Below are 16,033 nucleotides of genomic sequence, written 5' to 3' on the forward strand. Positions count from 1 at the left end.
GACTGGTGCGCGTGGCCGACGGCGTGCTCGGCGGCAAGAAGGTGCCCGTGCACGCGAACCGCGGGCTCGCCGGCATCGACGGCACGATCGCGACGGCGACCGGCATCGCCCTGGCCAGTCAGGCAGGGGGAGCGCCGGGTGTCACGCGTGTGCTCCTCGGCGATCTCGCCTTCCTGCACGACGTCGGCCCGCTGCTGCTGCCGCCCGACGAAGACGAACCGCGCCTGCAGGTCATCGTCGGCAACGACGGCGGCGGCACGATCTTCGACGGGCTCGAGGTGGCATCCACCGCGGCCCGCGCCGACCTCGATCGCGCGTTCTACACCCCGCACACCGTGCGGCTCGAGCAGCTCGCCCTCGCATACGGGTGGGAGTACCAGCGCATCACCACCCGCACGGCTCTCGATCAGGCACTGACCACCCCGGCCGGTGGGCGTCAGCTGATCGAGGTCCCGCTCACGCGCTGAACCCTCTCGACGTTGTGGTCCGCCGCGCGCCCGGGCAGGATGAACGGATGAATGCGCACGCGTGGTCCCAGATCCTGCAGGTGGGCGACGGCTTCCGTCTCGCTGACGTCGATCCGTCGAGCACGCCGGGCTATCACGGCAAGAAGGCCGACGGGGCCCGTGACCTCGCGAGCGGTCTCGACGAGCTCAACGATCTGCAGGAGCGCCTGTTCGCCGAGAGCCGGGTCGGGGTCGCGAAGGACTCGGTGCTGCTGATCCTGCAGGCGATGGACTCGGCCGGCAAAGGCGGGATCGTGAGGCACGTCGTGGGCGGGGTCGACCCACAGGGCGTGGCGCTCACGGCGTTCAAGGCGCCGACCGACGAGGAACGCGCCCACGACTTCCTCTGGCGGGTCGCGCCGAGACTGCCTCAGCCCGGCTACATCGGCGTCTTCGACCGCTCGCACTACGAAGACGTGCTCATCGGGCGGGTGCGCTCGCTCGCCCCGGCCGACGAGATCGAGCGCCGCTACGACGCGATCAACGAGTTCGAGGCGCAGGCGGCGGCCGCGGGAACCCGCATCGTCAAGGTCATGCTGCACATCTCGCCCGACGAGCAGAAGTCACGGCTCATGGAACGTCTCGACCGGCCCGACAAGCACTGGAAGTACAACCCGGGCGATGTCGACGAGCGTCTGCTGTGGGACCGATACATGGCGGCTTATCAGACGGTGTTCGAGCGCACCTCGACGTCGGTGGCACCCTGGCACGTGATCCCGGCGAACCACAAGTGGTACGCGCGGTTGGCCGTGCAGGAGCTGCTTCTCGCCGCACTGCAGGGCATCGACCCGCAGTGGCCTGCCGCCGACTTCGACGTCGAGGCCGAGAAGAAGCGCCTCGCCGCGAGCTGAGCCCCCGGTCGTCGAGCGCCGAGCGACCCCGCACACACCCCCCGGTCGTTGAGCGAGGAGCGGAGCCCCGAGACGAAACGCGCCGAGCGACCCCGCCGACTCAGGCGAGCGCGTCGACCAGCGGGCGGAACTTGACCCGGGTCTCGAGCAGCTCCGACTCGGGATCCGACCCCGCCACGATCCCGGCCCCCGCGTAGGCGGTGACGGCCAGTTCGGCGCCCTCGCCGGCGGTCGTGAACTGCGCACAGCGCAGCGCGATGGCCCACTCTCCGTTGCCGGCGGCATCGACCCAGCCGACCGGGCCGGCGTAGCGCCCGCGGTCGAACGGCTCCAGCTCGCGGATCGCCGCGATGGCCGCGGGGGTCGGTGTGCCGGCGACGGCGGCCGTCGGATGCAGGGCACCCACCAGGTCGAGCGACGAGCCGCCGTCGGCCAGTTCTCCCTCGACGTCGGTCGCCAGGTGGAAGAGATTCGGCAGCTTCAGCAGGAACGGCTGCTCGCTCGCGGCGAGGGCCCGTGTGTGCGGACGCAGTGACGCGAGCACGCTCTGCACGGCGTACTGGTGCTCGTCGAGATCCTTCGTGCTCGAGGCCAGATGAGCGGATGCTTCGGTGTCGGCATCCGCGTCGGCGCCGCGTCCGATCGTCCCGGCCAGCACGCGTGCGGTCACGGTGCGCTCCTGCACCGTGACGAGGGTCTCGGGGCTCGCGCCGATCAGCCGGTCGACGGCGAACGCCCAGGTGTCGGGGTAGCCGGTCGACAGCGCGCGCACGAGTCGGCGCAGGTCCGACCCGGCCGGGATGCTGCCGGTGAGGTCGCGCGCCAGCACGACCTTGCTCAGCTCACCCGCCCCGATGCGCTCGAGTGCGCGTCGCACGGAATCCTGATACCCCTGCGGACTCTGGTCGCCCGGACCCACCGTGCCCGCCCAGTGCGGCCCATACGCCTGCGTCGCGGCATCCGGGAACCCGGTGTCGGTGCTGGCCGAGCGTCGGATGCTCGTGGCCCACGTCCGGCCGCGGTGCCTGCCGACGATCAGCGACGGCACGATCAGCACGCTGTCCGCTGCCGAGTCCTCGTCGAATGTCAGCGCTCCGAAGGCCACGAGCCCCGTGCCCGGCAACGTCAGGGGATCGGTGATCTCCGCATCCTGTGCGAGGTCGCGCCATGCGGTCGCGATCGCCTGGGATCGCAGCTGCTCAGTGCCCGCGGGAATCCTGATGGTCGCCACGATGCCGCCGTCGACCGCCACGATGCCGTCGCCGCGGCGCAGCCACGCGAGGGGATTCGCCGGGTCGGCATAGGCCAGGAGATCCTCGACCGGATCGATCTCACGAGTCTCCACGACCAGCCTGCTGCTCACCTCTCCAGCCTAGTTCCCCGGCTCGCGTCCGGCTCCGTGGCCCGCCCTGCATGCGATGCCGCACTGCCCGCCCATCACTCCCACCTCGGCTTACGCTGGGGCCATGAGTGACGCACGCCCCGCCCCCGGCGCCGAGATGGTCTTCCAGTGGAGCAAGTGGGACGGCTCTCCGCACTGGCGCCACGAGTGCGTCTACCTCGGCTCCGACGACTGGGGCGACTGGGTCGGGCAGCCCACGGGGTGGCACAGCGCACGTCCGGGTGCGGCTTTCGACGCGGCAACCCCGAACGTCACTCTCATCCCGCGGCAGCCCGACTACGCGCTGACGGTGAACCGCGACCACCCGAAGGGGATGCGCGTCTACATCGACCTCGGGTGGGACATCGGCTGGTCCGACGATCCGCTGCTCGCGGTCGGGATCGACATGGACCTCGACGTCGTGCGTGTCATCGGAGAGCGCGGCACCTGGGTCGACGATCGTGACGAGTGGGCTGAGCACAGTGCGCGGTTCGGGTATCCGGCCGACGTCATGACGCGGCTCGAAGACCTCGCGCTCGACCTCGAGCACAGGGTTCGGGCGCAGACGGCTCCCTTCGACGACGCGACCGCCGACGTCTGGCTCGATCGTCTGGATGCTCTGCGGCTGGCGCCCAGGGCTCGCGCCTAGACTGGACCCGTGACCCCGAACGAAGCCAACCGCGCCGATCTCGGCAAGGACCCCGCCCGCGTCAGCGGCATGTTCGACCAGGTCGCCGCGGGCTACGACCGCACGAACACCGCGATGACCGTCGGCAACGACGCACTCTGGCGTGCGGCCACGACCCGCGCCGTCGCTCCGAAGCCGGGGGAGAAGATCCTCGACCTCGGTGCGGGCACCGCGTCGTCGTCGGCATCCCTCGCGCGCAGCGGGGCGCAGGTCGTCGCCGCCGACTTCTCGCCGGGCATGCTCGCCGAGGGGCAGCGCCGCCACGGCAGCCTCCGCAACCTCTCGTTCGTCCAGGCGGATGCCACTGATCTGCCTTTCGATGACGAGGAGTTCGACGCCGTCACGATGTCGTACGCGCTGCGCAACGTGAACGACCCGAAGAAGGCGCTGCGCGAGCTGCTCCGCGTGACCAAGCCTGGCGGTCGCCTCATCATCAACGAGTTCTCCACGCCGCCGAGCGGACTCTTCCGCGCCGGGTACCGCTTCTACAACTCGCAGGTGCTGCCGCGTGTGGCCCGCGTCGCGGGGACCAACGGCGACGCCTACGACTACCTCAACGAGTCGATCCGCGACTGGCCCGACCAGAAGAAGCTCGCCTCATGGATCCGCGAGGCCGGCTGGACCGACGTCGCGTACCGCAACCTCTCCTTCGGCATCGTGGCCCTGCACCGTGCACGCAAGCCCGAAGCGAGCGCATCCGCGTGAGCACGTCGAGAACCAGCACGCCTGACGACGGTAGGGTGAGAGCGTGACTTCGAGCCGCGTAGCCCCTGGTTCGCGACTGGCGAGCCGTCTCGGTTTCAGCGACCGTGTCTTCATCGGCACTGCGGGCCGTCGCGTCGCGCAGGCGATCGAAGACGGTCTCGAGAAGGTCGAGACGGGCCTCGCCGACGACGTGCGCGTCGCCGACCCGCTGGCCGACGCCGCGAGTCGGTATCTGTACGAGGCCGGTGGCAAGCGCATCCGTCCCGTGCTCACGCTGCTCGCGGCCCAGCTCGGCGACGGCAACACCGAACAGGTGATCGACGTCGCCAAGGCGCTCGAGATCACCCACCTCGGCTCGCTGTACCACGACGACGTCATGGACGGCGCCGACCGTCGCCGCGGTGTGCCCGCGGCACAGACGGTGTGGGGCAACAACATCGCCATCCTCACCGGCGACATCCTGTTCTCGCGTGCGAGCCAGCTGATGTCTCGTCTGGGCGAGCGAGCGATCCGCCTGCAGGCCGACACGTTCGAGCGACTCGTCCTCGGGCAGATGCACGAGACGATCGGTGCGCAGCCCGACGACGACCCCATCGAGTTCTACATCCAGGTGCTGGCCGACAAGACCGGCTCTCTGATCGCGGCGGCCACGCAGGGCGGCGTCATCTTCTCGAACGCGCCCGCGCAGTACGAAGAGCCGCTGCGCGTCTACGGCGAGAAGATCGGCGTGGCGTTCCAGCTGCTCGACGACGTGATCGACCTCTCGGCCAAGCCTGAGGACACCGGCAAGGTGCCCGGCACCGACCTGCGCGCCGGCGTGCCCACCATGCCGTATCTGCTGCTCAAGGCCGAGACCGATGACGCGTCGATCGACCTCGCCGCGCGCATCGACGACGGCGTCGCCCGCATCGCCGAGGGAGCGGACCCGTCGATCCTCGACGGACCGCTCACCGAGCTGCGCGATCACGCAGGCACCCAGAAGACCCTCGCGCTCGCGCATTCCTGGACTCAGGATGCGATCGACGCGCTCGCCCCGCTTCCGCGTGGCACCGTGCGCGAGGCGCTGACGCGCTTCGCCGAGACCCTCGTCGAACGCTCCAGCTGATCGTGCCGCGGCCCGCGCCGCATGCACCTGACGTGACGGCTCACGAAAGGACCCCCTATGACCAAGCTCAGACTGGCCATCGTCGGAGCGGGCCCGGCCGGCATCTACGCCGCCGACATCCTGCTGAAGGCCGAGCGCAAGTTCGACGTCTCGATCGATCTCTTCGAGCAGCTGCCGGCGCCCTACGGACTCGTCCGCTACGGCGTCGCGCCCGACCACCCGCGCATCAAGGGCATCATCAACGCGCTGCGCGACGTGCTCGACCGCGGTGACATCCGCCTGTTCGGCAACGTGCGCTTCGGTGAGGACATCACGCTCGACGACCTCAAGAAGCACTACAACGCGGTGATCTTCGCCACGGGCGCGATCCGCGACACCACCCTCGACATCCCCGGCATCGACGCGGTCGCCTCGTACGGCGCCGCCGACTACGTCAGCTGGTTCGACGGCCACCCCGACGTGCCGCGCGAGTGGCCGCTGGACGCCGCTTCGGTCGGCGTGCTGGGCAACGGCAACGTCGCTCTCGACGTCGCGCGCATGCTGGCGAAGCACGCCGAGGATCTGCTCGTCACCGAGGTCCCCGAGAACGTCTACGAGGGGCTCAAGGCCAGCGAGGTCACCGATGTGCACGTCTTCGGACGCCGCGGACCCGCTCAGGTGAAGTTCACGCCGCTCGAGCTGCGAGAGCTCGGCGAACTGCGCGACGTCGACATGGTCGTCTACGACGAGGACTTCGACTACGACGAAGCATCGAAGGATGCCGTGTCGAGCAATAAGCAGGTCATGGTCATCGACCGCATCCTGCAGTCGTGGCGCAAGCGCGATTCGGTCAACAACGCCGGCGGCACCGCATCACGTCGTCTGCACCTGCACTTCTGGGCCCGTCCGGTCGAGGTCCGCAAGGACGAAGCAGGGCGCGTCGCCGCGCTCGTCTACGAGCGCACGAAGCCCGACGGTCAGGGCGGCGCCGTGGGCACCGGCGAGATACGCGAGGTTCCGCTGCAGGCGATGTACCGTGCCATCGGGTACTTCGGCTCGCCGCTGCCCGACGTGCCCTTCGACAAGAAGCACGGTGTGATCCCGAACCGCGAGGGCCAGGTGCTCGCGAAGGACTCGAACCAGCAGATGACCGGCATCTACGCGACCGGCTGGATCAAGCGCGGACCCGTCGGCCTGATCGGCCACACCAAGTCGGATGCGATGGAGACCGTGCGTCACATCATCAACGACCAGGGCTCGTGGTGGCACCCGGAGGACCCGTCCGAAGAGGCGATCCCCGCGCTGCTGCAGGAGCGCGGCGTGAAGTGGACGGACCTCGACGGCTGGCACCGCCTCGACGAGCACGAGATCTCTCTCGGCGCACCGCACGAGCGTGCCCGCGTCAAGGTCGTGCCGCGTGACGAGATGGTGCGCGTCTCACGAGGCGAGTGACCGTCACAGAATCGTTGTGTGCCCTTCGCTCGTCGGAGGGCACACGTCTTTAGGCTGGGCGCATGCGTCTGCGTGCACTTCTCGTTCTCGGCACCGCCGCCGTGATCCTTCTCGCCGGATGCACGGCGGAGCCCACCTCGAAGCCGGAGCCGACCACCTCAGCGTCCGTGTCCGAGACCTCGACTCCCACCCCGACGCCCGAGCCGATCACGGCGCCGGAGCCGGCCTTCGATGTGACCTGCGACGACGTCGCGGCCGAGATGCTCGCCCTCGTCGGAGAGCCGTCGACGCCCGTCGCGCCCGCGCTGTCGGTGGTGTCGACGATGAGCTGGATCCCGGGACCGGCTCAGTACATGTTCCAGCGCGCCGGCGGCATCGCGTGTTCCGCCGGTGACGAGGCCCGCAACTGGGAGGTGACGATCGTGCCCGATGCGCAGGCCGTGATCGAGGGTGCGACCGAACGCCAGGGCTACCACGGCGAGCAAGCCACGTGCGGGGCGGGCATGTGCTCGTTCGAGTTCCCCGACGGCGACGTGCTGCTCTCCGCCATCGTGTACGACCCCGCTCTGACAGCCGCGGATTCGGCGCGCGCGGACGAGGCGATGCGCCGCCTCGCGGCCGCTGCGGCCACGACCGTGCACGACGTCGATCAGGTCGGCAGCGACATCGTCGGAGCGCCCTGCGAGAGGTTCATCACCGAGCAACAGGTGAGTGAACTCGTCGGGGAGGAGTCCGTGCTGTTCAACGACTTCGGCGGATGGGGGATACCGGCGGAGGTCTACCAGGTCGTGAACGGATCCCGGATCTGCTATTTCACCTCTGCGGGTGGTGACCTCGGATCGATCTCGAGCCACCTCATGATCACTGCGCTTCCCGCCGGCGCCTGGGCATTCGACACGCTCACAGGGACTCCTACCGAGGTCGAGGGAGCGGATGCCGCGAAGGCGAGCACCGGCGTGCACGGCGAGAGCATTCTCGATGTGCACGTGGGCATGGATTGGGTCAGAGTCATGACATACGACGACGGATCCGGTGCTTCCGACCCGTCACCGCTTGCGGCGGCAGTCGTCCGCAGCCTGACCATCGGCCAGCCCGCTCCGCAGTAGTCATCCGGTCGTGGGCTAGCCTGGCCGCATGGCTGACTGGAGACCCGACGTCCTCGGCGACGAGTTCGAGCAGCTGACGCTCGAGCTCGGAGAGGACGACGAGGGGGCAGTCGTCGCCACCCTCGTGCGCGCGCTTCCGGGCGAGCAGCCGTGGTGGGATCTTCGCCGGTGGGGGAGTGCGCTGCGGCGCAGGCCGCTGCACGACGTCGATGTGCTGTATGTGCATGGATGGTCCGACTATTTCTTCCAGAAGAGGCTCGCTCGGTTCTGGACCGCCCGTGGCGCGCGTTTCTTCGCGCTCGACCTGCGCAAGTACGGCCGGAGTCTGCGCGAGGGCCAGACGCCCGGGTACATCACCGACCTCGCGACCTACGACGAAGACATCGCTGCAGCCCTCGATGCCATGGGGCGCGGTGCGGAGGGAGCATCCTCGACGCGTCGACTCGTTCTGCTCGGTCACTCGACCGGTGGGCTCACGCTCAGCCTATGGGCGTCGCGTCATCCCGACACGGCGGACGCCGTGATCCTGAACAGCCCGTGGCTCGAGTTCCAGGTCGCGTCGGCCAGGCCGCTGATCGCACCCGTCGCGGAACTCCAGGCGCGCTGGGCACCCCGCGAGGTGGCGCCCCAGGTCGACCTCGGCTTCTACACCCGCGCACAGCAGGAGGTGGCCGACCCTGATGACCCGGTCGAGACCAACCCGCTGTGGCGCCCTGCGCAGACGATGGCGGTGCACGCCGGATGGTTCCACGCGATCCTGACGGGACACGCGACGGTGGCGCACGGGCTCACGATCGATGCGCCCGTGTGCGTGTTGCTGTCGTCGAGATCGGCGACTCCCACGCGGTGGTCGGAGGATCTGACCCGTGCTGACTCCGTGCTGGTCGTCGACGACATCGCTCGCGCGGCGCTGAAGCTCGGAGCCTCGGTCACGGTCGAGCGGATCGACGGTGCTCTGCACGATGTCTTCCTCTCTCGCCATGAGGCGAGAGAGGAAGCGTATCGTCGTCTCGATCGGTGGGTCAGAGGCTGGTCGGCCGTGGGCTGAACGGCTTCACACGTAGTACATCGCGCGAGCGAGGCGCTCTGCGTCATCGGCATCGCCGCTCAGCACCGCCGCGCGGAAATCGCGGTAGACCTGCAACATGCGCGCACGGTCCCCTTCGGCCAGGGTCCACGAGCGGAGATTGCGGAACAGCGCCATGCTCGCGTCATTGATGAGCACCTGGTGCTGGACGTTGCGGCTGCGATCGCTGAGGAACGAGAAGACCTCCCAGCGTGCGTCGGACAGCTGCTCGCCGTCGTCGAGTGCACTGCACATCCTGTCGACGAGAGTCGCGAGCTCCTCGCGCTCGTCCTGCGTCATCCGGCCCACCCCCATGCGGGCGGAGACGCCGGCCTGATAGCCCGCGAACTCGAGCGTCTGCTCGACCACCTCGGGTGTGACGGTGGTGACCTCGGTGTACCTGCTCGGATACATCGTGACGAGTCCGAGTCGCTCGAGCCGCTGCAGCGCCTCGCGCACCGGTGTGCGCGACACGTGCAGTTCTTCGGCGACGTCGACATCGCGGATGCGATGCCCGGGTTCCAGCACGCCGTCGACGATCTGCGCCCCGATGTGCTGGAAGACCTCCTCTGCCAATAACTGCTTGCTCTCTCGAATACTCGTCATCGAGCTGTTGCTGATCATGGATTGCCCCCAGTTGCATGTCCACTTCCGGGCCCCCCAAGATGTGCCCGGACGCTCACTACATCACGAACTCGGTCGCGATGCCAATAATCCACAGGTGCATTTTCCGGCGGGCTTTCGGGGGCTCGTCGGCGGTGCATCCTCGGGGGATTCGTTGACAGGAATCTGTGGCCGGCGGGCGTGGGACGCCCGCCGGCCACGAACGATGTCGTGCACGGAGCTGCACTGCGCCCAGTCCCCACAAGGCGGGAACCATGATCCGCAACGCGGACCGTGGTTCGGCAGCGCGTCATGCATCGACGCATCGTCAACCACACCGAGATGCGGCTGTTTCCAGTCTCGGGCACCCGGCCCCATATATCGGAATGGGATCCGTGGGTGGGGTCCGGAAAGAGGCGTCCGCCGGCCCGCCCGGCGATCCGGTCGTGAGCAGTGACGTCGGCTAGCGTGGGATCGTGGACAAACGGCAGCGGGCTCTCTTGGCGCTGCCGTCTGGCGCATTCGCGAACAGTTCCGCGTTCCAGGTGTTCGAAGACATGCTCGCCTCGATCTATGACGGAGAGATCGCGCCCGGTGACCCGGTCAGCGAGAATGACATCGCCAAGAAGTACGGCGTCTCCCGGACGCCGGCGCGAGAGGCGATCCAGCGGCTCAGAGAGCTCGGGTTGGTCGAGGCGTCGGCCGGTCGGACTTCTCGAGTCGTGCTGGTCTCCGAGCAGACCATCCGGCACGCTCTCGTCGTGTGGGAGGCGCTCATGATGGCCGCAGCCGATGAGACGGTCGCTCTCATCGACGCCGCTGACCTCGAGCTCATGCAGGCGAACATCGAGGACTTCCGCGAGGCGGCACGCCGCGGAGACGCGGGAAGCGCTGCGCAAGCGAACTACAACCTGTTCGCAGTCCTCGTCACCAAATCGACCAATCCGCTTCTCGTGAAGAGCGTCGCGCTCACCGTTCACATGATCCGGTTGGGTGGGCTGTCCATGCCCCGGTGGGTGGATACGAACCTGCTCGGCGCCGCGCAGGTCGCACTCGTCGCCGCGCTTCGTGCGCGGGATGTCGGCGCCGCGAAGGTGGCGATTCAGACCGCAGCCAACTTCCGGCTCGCCCCCGATCAGGACCACGCGGATCCCGCTGAGCAGTAGCGCGCGATTCAGTCGGCGGTTGGCAGTTTCTTCTCTTGACGATCCCCGTGGCGGCACTTGTATACTGGCATACAAGTAGGATCGTCGATGCGTATCTGGCTGGGGTGCCGATCGCGCGCTTCTGGGGTGATGGCCTACTTGCGGGTCTTGCTGGTGGCCTTTTGGGGAAGAGTGTCAGCAAGACCCACAACCCTCCCCAGGGAATCGTCGCCTTCCGCGAACCGCTGAATCTCCTGCGCGCACGGGCGCTCACGTGTGCATGCTCGTGCACCGTCGTCGACCCGCTGCACGACGAAGGGGGCGGATGCCGTGCATCCGCCCTCTTCATCCGTCGCCTGATCAGCGGTAGTTGATGAACTGCAGGTCGAGGTCGAGGTCGGCGCCCTTGAGCAGGGCGATAACCGACTGCAGGTCGTCGCGGCTCTTGGACTGCACACGCAGCTCGTCGCCCTGGATCTGGCTCTTGACGCCCTTGGGGCCCTCGTCGCGGATGAGCTTGTTGATCTTCTTCGCGTTCTCCGACGAGATGCCGTCCTTGAGCGTCGAGACGATGCGGAACTCCTTGCCGCTGGCGAACGGATCGCCCGACTCGAGGCTCTTGAGCGAGATGCCGCGCTTGATGAGCTTGCTCTGGAAGACGTCGAGAACGGCCTTCGCGCGCTCCTCGGTACCGGCGATGATCAGGATCTGCTCACCGCTCCAGGCGATCGAGGCGCCGGTGCCCTTGAAGTCGTAGCGCTGCTCGATCTCCTTGCGGGCCTGGTTCAGGGCGTTCTCGGCCTCCTGGTGATCCACTTTCGAGACGATGTCAAAGGAACTGTCAGCCATACCTCAAAGTGTATCGATCCGGTCGATTCCACGCTTATCTGGAAGCGTTTCCATGGTCGTCGACACTCGTACTCCCGGTCACGGATTGGTATCAGCGCTCCGATTCATTGGGAATCGGGTAGAATCTTGTGCATACTGTAAGCGCTTGCAGTCCATGCAGGTCATCAGCACTCAGAGAGGCACACACCAATGAAGGTGAACAAGAGGGGCATCGCCGCCGCCGGCGCCATCGCCATCGTTTCGACTCTTACGCTTGCCGGTTGCTCGACCGGCGGTGCAGGCGACGACGCAGCCGAGAGCGACAGCGGCAGCGGCAGCACGCTGACCGTGTGGGTCGACGCCGAGCGCGTGGACGCACTGCAGGCCGCGGCCGACTCGTACGAGGAGAAGACCGGCGTCGCCGTCGAGCTCGTCGGCAAGTCCGTCGACGACTTGAAGGACGACTTCATCCAGCAGGTGCCGACCGGCAAGGGCCCCGACGTGGTCATGGGCGCGCACGACTGGCTCGGCGAGCTGTCGACCAACGGTGTCGTCGCCCCGCTCGAGCTCGGCGACTCCGCCGCCGACTACCTGCCCGTCGCGCTGCAGGCCGCGACCTACGAGGGCACGGTGTACATGCTCCCGTACGCGGTCGAGAACATCGCCGTGCTGCGCAACGCCGACCTGGTCCCCACTGCACCCACGAGCTTCGACGACATGGTCTCGAAGGGCACGTTCGTGGTCGAGCAGGGCACCGAGGGCAACCCCTACCACCTCTACCCGTTCCAGACCGCGTCGGGTGCCCCCGTCTTCGGCACCGACGACTCGGGCAGCTACGACGCCGCCGATCTGCAGCTCGGCAGCGAGGGCGGCTTCGCCTTCGCCGACTGGCTCGCCGCTCAGGGCACCGCGGGCACGCTCAACACCGACATCGACGGTGAGATCGCCAAGCAGCAGTTCCTCGACGGCACCGCTGCCTTCTGGCTGACCGGTCCGTGGAACGTCGGCGCCGCCACCGACGCAGGCATCAACGTCGCGATCGACCCCGTCCCCAGCCCCACCGGTGAGACCGCCTCGCCGTTCGCCGGCGTGAAGGGCTTCTTCGTCAGCTCCGAGTCGAAGAACAAGGTGGCCGCGAACGACTTCCTCGTGAACTACCTCGGCACCGAAGAGGTGCAGCTCGAGCTGTTCGAGGCGGGCAACATCCTCCCCGCGCTGACCGCTGCTGCCGACACCGCCGCATCCGACCCGATCATCGCCGGCTTCCAGGCCGTCGGTGCCGACGCCGTCCCGATGCCCGCGATCCCCGCGATGGGTGCCGTCTGGGAGTTCTGGGGTGTCGCCGAGGCGGCCATCATCAACGGCTCCGACCCGACGACGACGTGGCAGAAGCTCGTCGACGACGTGACCGCGGCGATCAAGTAACACAACTCAGCACGATCCCTGCCGGGGCGGACCTCGTCCGCCCCGGCAGATTCACGACGGGGACGACATGACAGAAACCGCTGAGCCCACGGCTCCACTGAACAAGCGCCAGCGCCAGGCCGCGAGGATCGCCGAGGCGGCCTCCGGACCGATCGGATGGATGCTGCTGAAGATCCTGCTGCTGGCCGTGGTCGACGCGATCGCGCTCTATGCGGTCTTCGTGCTCTTCGGACAGCAGGAATGGCTGATCCTCGGGGTCGTCGTCGCGGTGACGGTCCTCGTCAACTACATCTACTTCTCACGCAAGCGCGTGCCGGCGAAGTATCTGACGCCGGGCATCATCTTCCTCGTGCTCTTCCAGGTGTTCACGCTGCTGTACACCGGCTACATCGGGTTCACGAACTACGGCACCGGGCACAACGGCACCAAGGACCAGGCGATCTCCTCGCTGCTCGCGTCGGCGCAGCAGCGGGTCGAGGACTCCGCCACCTACCCGGTGACCGTGGTCGAGCAGTTCGGCACGTACGGCCTGCTCGTGACCGATCCCGAATCCGGCGACGCCCTGCTCGGCACGAGCGAGCAGTCGCTGCAGGAGGTCGACGCGGACTTCGAGGGCGGACGGGCCGTCGCCGTCGACGGCTGGACGACGCTCCCGCTCGCGACGGTCTTCACCCTCTCCGAAGAGCTCGAGGCGCTGTCGGTGCCGTTCAGCGACGACCCCAACGACGGCAGCCTGCGCGCACCCGACGGGCAGAGCGGGTATCTGTACGTGTCGACGCTCGAGTACGACGCGGATGCCGACACGATCACCGATTCGGACACCGGCGCGGTCTACTCCGACACGGGAGAGGGCGCATTCACCGCCGACGACGGCACGACGCTCATGCCCGGCTGGCAGACCACCGTCGGCTTCGACAACTTCATCCGCGCGGTGAGCGACGAGAACATCCGCGGCCCGCTGATCTCGGTGACGATCTGGACGTTCGTCTTCGCGCTGCTGTCGGTGGCGACGACGTTCTTCCTCGGACTGCTGCTCGCGCTGGTGTTCAACAACACCCGCATGCGGTTCCGCAACGGCTACCGCATCATCCTGATCCTGCCGTACGCCTTCCCGGCCTTCCTGTCGGCGCTCGTGTGGGCCGGAATGATGAACGAGAGCTTCGGCTTCATCAACCAGGTCATCTTCGGGGGAGCGGACATCCCCTGGCTCACCGATCCGACCCTCGCCAAGGTCTCGGTGCTCCTGGTCAACCTGTGGCTCGGCTTCCCCTATATGTTCCTCGTCTGCATGGGAGCGCTGCAGGGCGTCCCCGACGAGGTGAACGAGGCCGCCGTGATGGACGGCGCGAACCCGTGGCAGATCTTCCGTCGCATCAAGCTGCCGCTGCTGCTCGTGACGGTGGCCCCACTGCTGATCTCCTCGTTCGCGTTCAACTTCAACAACTTCAACCTCATCTACATGCTGACCAAGGGCGGGCCGCGGTTCGACGACGTCAGCATCCCCGTCGGGCACACCGACATCCTGATCTCGATGGTCTACAAGGTGGCGTTCACGGGCCAGACCCGTGACTACGGCCTGGCATCCGCCTTCACGATCCTCATCTTCATCGTGGTGGCGACGATCTCGATCATCAGCTTCCGCAAGACCAAGGCCCTCGAGGAGCTGAACTGACATGAGCACCACCGACCTCAGCACCGCCGCCTCCGTGACCGTCTCGCCCGGCCGCGCCCCGCGTCGACGCCGTCACGGATTCCGCTTCTGGATCGCCGACACGGGATGGCGTCACGTCGTCGCGATCGTCGTCAGCGCCTTCGCGCTCTTCCCCCTGCTGTACGTCGTGTCGGCGTCGCTCAACCCGAACGGCACGCTGACCGGATCGAACCAGCTGTTCTCGGCGTTCGGCATCGACAGCTACGTACGCATCCTCAGCGATCCGCAGAATCCCTACGGTCTGTGGTTCCTGAACACCCTCCTGGTCGCCGTCGTGACGGGTGCGGTCACGGTGTTCATCGGCGCGTGCGCGGCATATGCCTTCTCGCGCATGCGTTTCGCGGGCCGGCGCATAGGCCTCGTCACGATCGTCGTGGTCCAGATGTTCCCGCAGCTGCTCGCGGTGGTCGCGATCTTCCTGCTCATGACGACGCTCGGCGACTGGTTCCCGGCGATCGGGCTCAACACGCACACGGGATTGATCCTCGTGTACCTGGGAGGCGCGCTCGGCGTGAACACCTACCTGATGTACGGCTTCTTCAACACGCTCCCCATGGAGCTCGACGAGGCCGCCCGCATCGACGGCGCGGGCCACGCGCGCATCTTCTTCACGATGATCCTGCCGCTGGTGGCACCGATCCTCGCGGTCGTCGCGCTGCTGTCGTTCATCGGCACGGTCAACGAGTACGTGATCGCCAGCGTCATGCTGGTCGACGTCGAGCAGCAGACGCTCGTGGTGGGCCTCACCAAGCTCGTCGCGAATCCGCGCTACGCGGACTGGTCGGCGTTCTCGGCGGGCGCCGTCATGGCGGCCGTTCCGGTGATGATCCTGTTCTTATTCCTGCAGCGGTACATCGTGGGCGGTCTGACGGCGGGCGCGACCAAGGGCTGAGCACCCGGGCTCGCGCACCCGAGACCGTGCGCCCAGGACCGAGTGCGCGCGCCGTCTCGGCGTTGCGAGCGGACGGTTGTCGGGCCTGGTCGTACGGTGGGTCTCATGGCACGGATCGGGGGACGCAATTCGGCGATGAGCTGGATCGCCGCGGTGTTCTGCACGGGGGTGGTCGCGGCGCTGATCTGGTTCGCGATCCCGATGTTCCCGACACTGGAGGCGTTCGTCGGCGACGCGCTCCGTTCGCTGTTCCCCTGAGGCGGCGAGGCCGCTCCTGCCCTGTGATCACGCGGTATGGCGACACGTCGGCACGCCTGCGTTCGGGCGCGGTCCCGCGGCGGTAACCTCGCAGAGCACACACCCGATGAGAGGCGCACCCCATGAGTGACCCCGAGGTTCCCCAGCCCGAGCGGCCGAAGGACGTCAACGACGTCGTCGACAGCGCGAACGCTGGTCTCGAAGCCGCTGAGGCCGCGCGTGCAGACGTCGCCGCCACTCCGGCCGAGACCACCGCGGCCGACGCCGCGACCCCGTCCGCCGATCCGGCGGTCGACCCCGATCTCGCGGCTTTCGAAGCCGCTGAGCGCGAC

15 protein-coding genes and 2 pseudogenes are annotated in these 16,033 nt (G+C 67.8%); 14 read left to right on the forward strand and 3 right to left on the reverse strand.

Features of this window, described 5'->3' with window-relative positions; genetic code table 11:
• Window positions 1-467 (forward strand): annotated as a pseudogene (locus RTM68_RS11485) (2-succinyl-5-enolpyruvyl-6-hydroxy-3-cyclohexene-1-carboxylate synthase); the annotation flags it as partial.
• Between the two features lie 47 nt (window positions 468-514).
• A complete protein-coding gene (locus tag RTM68_RS11490) occupies window positions 515-1,357 on the forward strand; it encodes a polyphosphate kinase 2 family protein (RefSeq protein ID WP_312170959.1) in 843 nt (280 codons plus the stop codon).
• Between the two features lie 100 nt (window positions 1,358-1,457).
• On the opposite strand, the gene RTM68_RS11495 is transcribed toward RTM68_RS11490, so the two are convergent.
• Window positions 1,458-2,720 carry an isochorismate synthase gene (locus RTM68_RS11495; protein WP_312170962.1) on the reverse strand — a complete coding sequence of 421 codons (1,263 nt, stop codon included), beginning with the start codon at window positions 2,718-2,720 and terminating at the stop codon, window positions 1,458-1,460.
• Window positions 2,721-2,823: 103 nt separating this feature from the next.
• Here RTM68_RS11495 and RTM68_RS11500 point away from each other — a divergent pair, with 103 nt between their 5' ends.
• From RTM68_RS11500 to RTM68_RS11525, 6 genes are all read left to right on the forward strand, one after another.
• On the forward strand, window positions 2,824-3,387 hold the full coding sequence (locus RTM68_RS11500) for a hypothetical protein (RefSeq protein ID WP_312170963.1): 564 nt from the start codon (window positions 2,824-2,826) through the stop codon (window positions 3,385-3,387).
• Window positions 3,388-3,396: 9 nt separating this feature from the next.
• Complete coding sequence (locus RTM68_RS11505; protein ID WP_312170964.1) at window positions 3,397-4,131, forward strand: class I SAM-dependent methyltransferase; 735 nt, start codon at window positions 3,397-3,399, stop codon at window positions 4,129-4,131.
• Window positions 4,132-4,174: 43 nt separating this feature from the next.
• The gene (locus tag RTM68_RS11510; RefSeq protein ID WP_194765092.1) at window positions 4,175-5,236 is read left to right on the forward strand and encodes a polyprenyl synthetase family protein; all 1,062 of its coding nucleotides are present in this window, start codon (window positions 4,175-4,177) and stop codon (window positions 5,234-5,236) included.
• 57 nt (window positions 5,237-5,293) lie between these two features.
• Window positions 5,294-6,667, forward strand: a complete 1,374-nt coding sequence (locus RTM68_RS11515; RefSeq protein ID WP_312170969.1) for an FAD-dependent oxidoreductase — start codon at window positions 5,294-5,296, stop codon at window positions 6,665-6,667.
• Window positions 6,668-6,729: 62 nt separating this feature from the next.
• Entirely contained in the window at window positions 6,730-7,773 is a 1,044-nt protein-coding gene (locus tag RTM68_RS11520; protein WP_312170970.1) for a hypothetical protein, read from the forward strand.
• 28 nt (window positions 7,774-7,801) lie between these two features.
• Window positions 7,802-8,821 (forward strand): alpha/beta hydrolase, encoded by a 1,020-nt coding sequence (locus RTM68_RS11525; protein ID WP_312170972.1) that lies wholly within the window; start codon window positions 7,802-7,804, stop codon window positions 8,819-8,821.
• 6 nt (window positions 8,822-8,827) lie between these two features.
• On the opposite strand, the gene RTM68_RS11530 is transcribed toward RTM68_RS11525, so the two are convergent.
• Window positions 8,828-9,463, reverse strand: coding sequence for a GntR family transcriptional regulator (locus RTM68_RS11530; RefSeq protein ID WP_312170974.1), 636 nt, complete (start codon window positions 9,461-9,463; stop codon window positions 8,828-8,830).
• A gap of 455 nt (window positions 9,464-9,918) precedes the next feature.
• On the opposite strand from RTM68_RS11530, the gene RTM68_RS11535 reads away from it, so the two are divergent.
• The gene (locus tag RTM68_RS11535) at window positions 9,919-10,608 is read left to right on the forward strand and encodes a GntR family transcriptional regulator (RefSeq protein WP_312170977.1); all 690 of its coding nucleotides are present in this window, start codon (window positions 9,919-9,921) and stop codon (window positions 10,606-10,608) included.
• A gap of 339 nt (window positions 10,609-10,947) precedes the next feature.
• Here RTM68_RS11535 and RTM68_RS11540 read toward each other — a convergent pair whose 3' ends face one another.
• Window positions 10,948-11,436, reverse strand: a complete 489-nt coding sequence (locus RTM68_RS11540) for a YajQ family cyclic di-GMP-binding protein (protein ID WP_194765097.1) — start codon at window positions 11,434-11,436, stop codon at window positions 10,948-10,950.
• A 189-nt stretch (window positions 11,437-11,625) separates the two neighbouring features.
• Between RTM68_RS11540 and RTM68_RS11545 the strand changes: the two genes are divergently transcribed.
• The 5 genes and pseudogenes from RTM68_RS11545 to RTM68_RS11565 form a co-directional block, all read left to right on the forward strand.
• Complete coding sequence (locus RTM68_RS11545; RefSeq protein WP_312170981.1) at window positions 11,626-12,840, forward strand: maltose ABC transporter substrate-binding protein; 1,215 nt, start codon at window positions 11,626-11,628, stop codon at window positions 12,838-12,840.
• Between the two features lie 67 nt (window positions 12,841-12,907).
• Entirely contained in the window at window positions 12,908-14,512 is a 1,605-nt protein-coding gene (locus RTM68_RS11550) for an ABC transporter permease subunit (protein WP_312170984.1), read from the forward strand.
• Between the two features lies 1 nt (window position 14,513).
• Window positions 14,514-15,443, forward strand: coding sequence for a sugar ABC transporter permease (locus RTM68_RS11555; protein ID WP_312170987.1), 930 nt, complete (start codon window positions 14,514-14,516; stop codon window positions 15,441-15,443).
• Between the two features lie 105 nt (window positions 15,444-15,548).
• Entirely contained in the window at window positions 15,549-15,701 is a 153-nt protein-coding gene (locus tag RTM68_RS11560) for a hypothetical protein (protein WP_194765101.1), read from the forward strand.
• A gap of 122 nt (window positions 15,702-15,823) precedes the next feature.
• Window positions 15,824-16,033 (forward strand): annotated as a pseudogene (locus tag RTM68_RS11565) (ABC transporter); the annotation flags it as partial.

Source organism: Microbacterium sp., from assembly GCF_031988965.1.
GTDB lineage: Bacteria > Actinomycetota > Actinomycetes > Actinomycetales > Microbacteriaceae > Microbacterium.